Genomic DNA, 2,416 nt, shown 5'->3' with positions numbered 1-2,416 from the left:
TGATAAAGTGAACGCCGCCAAGATCGCAGCCAGCAGCAAAGGGTATTACCGTCTGAGTAAAACCTATGCGGTTCAGCAGGCACTGAATAACAGTTACCTTGCGAAAATTGGGCTTGTTTCATTGAAAGACTTATGGATCAGGTTTCACCATCATCGTTGAACCGCCCGGTGCGGACCCACATGCCGGGTGCTGTGGGGAGGGTTGGAGAAAGACCAGCCCTTACCCGATTTAGCCTACTCTCTCGCTACTTGTTCGCCAACTGAAAACTTTAAGGTTTTAGTATTGTTTGAAAGTTTTTTTCTTTTGACCTACACCATGAAAGCGCTGATAACCATAAGAATAATAAATACTGCTGTCACAGCAAAATACAAACTCTTGTTAATTTGCTCAGCCTACATAAACGCAACAAAAAAACCAACTACTGCAGAACTTAGAATTGAGGTAAGCAATGACCAGATTTCATAATCTCCAAGTGTACTTGCATCGACTAACTTTACCCCAACTGATTCTGGAACGGTAACAGTTATATTGGAAGCACTTGCTAATGGGTTCGAGGAATTTGGCAGGCTCGATTGGCGATCAGTGAGATCATCATGTTTGTTTTCATTTATATTATCTATCACGATGTTCTCTCATTTATATTTACCCAAGCATCTTGGGGCAAGAATCCATCATATCGCCCAGCAGACATTAAAGGGCTTATAAGAAAATTAATTTGATTCATTGTTGAGCTTTGAGCAACCGCAGTTAAACCATTAAAAATATTATGTCGATCTACTTCTCCATTTACTCGGACAACATAAAAAGTTGACAATGGTCTCACCCATGAATATGGCGATAAAACAGCCAGCATCTGATTATTCAGCTGATCCCATTGTGGGTTTTGAGCACTTATATCCCAAGATATAGCTAAATGCATTTTTTCCTCAATATATCTTCAAGACAAAAGAAAAATAATACCAGCTTTCGTTGTTGCTGGCTTGGGTAGGCTAACGCCTGCATAAGCGGCGGCGCGTCTAGCACCATCCGCTGGATGCTTTTGTTATACGGTGATAATCATTGAGTTTCAATGAATTCCAATTTCTTCCATTCTATCAAAATTCTTTCCTATCCAACTATCACCCGGCATCCAAATCACTCTGAAAAAATATGATTTATTATCCTCTTCAAGCCAGCCCAATTGCATAAACCCAAAATATATCTTTAAACTTTTCCATTGTGATGAATTTAAGTAGGAAAGATTGGTAATTAAATCTTTTGAAGCTGTTTGTGGTGATGATACATAAACTTCCAAATGTTTGTTACTGGTATCTCCTAGCCATTGTTGTTTGCTAATATAGCGAGGCACTTGCTCTGAAAGTCTTTTTGACCAACCTTCTTGCCATTTGATTTCCCCAACCAATACTGAGTCATCTCTGAACCCGATGAAATCAGCAGCCTCTCCAACTTTCCCCGTATAACACCAGATTGCTGAGGGAGTATTAAAAAAAAGATTTGGATCTTGTTTTATAAACCCATGGATATTTTTTGTTTCATTCCAAGCTGACAAATCAGAAAGCTCTTTAGAACCGCCGCAATCAATTATTCCTTCTCCATATCCCTTAAATACTGATTTATGCCATTTGATTGATTTAAAGACTTCATCACATGGTAAAATTTTTTTGTTTTTAACATCAACCTTCCAAACATTATTCATTACTTCCTCCTAAGTAAATTGGCCGCATAACGCCTGCATAAGCGGTGGTGCGTCTAGCGCCGTCCGCTGGATGCTCTTGTTAGCTGCGTATTGTATGACAATTTGTATTTAAGGCTTTTTTTAACCACTGGCCATTCATGGTCAATGATTGAGAAAATTACTGTATCACGATAGCAACCATCTTTATCTTTAATGTGATTTCTCAGAACACCATCCTGCTTTGCTCCCAGACGAGAGATTGCTGCATGAGAAGCTTGATTGTGCCAATGAGTGCGAAACTCGACAGCAATTGAATCAAGGATTTCAAAAGCGTGTTGAAGAAGTAATAACTTACATTCTGTATTTACAGCCGTTTTCTGGAAAGATTTGGCATACCATGTATAACCAATTTCAAGGCGTTTGTTTTCTAAGTCTGCATTACAGTAGCGAGTAGAACCTATGATCTTATTTTTTAGCTTGTGATATATCACAAATGGCAAGGATCGGCCTTTGCCTTTTTCTGAAAGTGCAAAGTCAATGTACAAATCAACAGTTTCACTGTTTGGAACTCCCGTAAACCAAAGTTCCCATAAATTTCCATCGCAAGCAGCGTTTACCAAATCATCTGCATGTTTCTTTTCTAAAGGGAAGAGTTCTACTTCATTTCCCTGAAGGGTTACATCTTCAAACCATTTTTTATTCATGTCTATCGAAGTTTTGTGTGATGTTGATTTAGTAGC

The 2,416-nt window shown here is 38.8% G+C and carries 3 protein-coding genes; all 3 read right to left on the bottom strand.

The features are described from left to right. Positions 1-620: 620 nt before the first annotated feature. On the bottom strand, positions 621-920 hold the full coding sequence (locus ACO6V1_RS23430; protein WP_422450692.1) for a hypothetical protein: 300 nt from the start codon (positions 918-920) through the stop codon (positions 621-623). Positions 921-1,067: 147 nt separating this feature from the next. Continuing rightward, positions 1,068-1,697 (bottom strand): hypothetical protein, encoded by a 630-nt coding sequence (locus ACO6V1_RS23425; RefSeq protein WP_422450693.1) that lies wholly within the window; start codon positions 1,695-1,697, stop codon positions 1,068-1,070. A gap of 53 nt (positions 1,698-1,750) precedes the next feature. Further along, positions 1,751-2,416, bottom strand: a 666-nt coding sequence (locus tag ACO6V1_RS23420; RefSeq protein ID WP_422468939.1) for a GNAT family N-acetyltransferase, incomplete at its 5' end; no start/stop codon positions are given.

This window comes from Endozoicomonas sp. ALC013 (genome assembly GCF_049310205.1).
Taxonomy (GTDB): domain Bacteria; phylum Pseudomonadota; class Gammaproteobacteria; order Pseudomonadales; family Endozoicomonadaceae; genus Endozoicomonas.
The sequence above is the reverse complement of the archived record's forward strand: the minus strand, read 5'-3'. Positions and strand labels throughout refer to the sequence as shown.

Bases quoted from the DNA above. Each gene is read 5' to 3' on its own strand.
- ACO6V1_RS23430 (WP_422450692.1), bottom strand. From the start codon at position 920: ATGCATTTAGCTATATCTTGGGATATAAGTGCTCAAAACCCACAATGG.
- ACO6V1_RS23425 (WP_422450693.1), bottom strand. From the start codon at position 1,697: ATGAATAATGTTTGGAAGGTTGATGTTAAAAACAAAAAAATTTTACCA.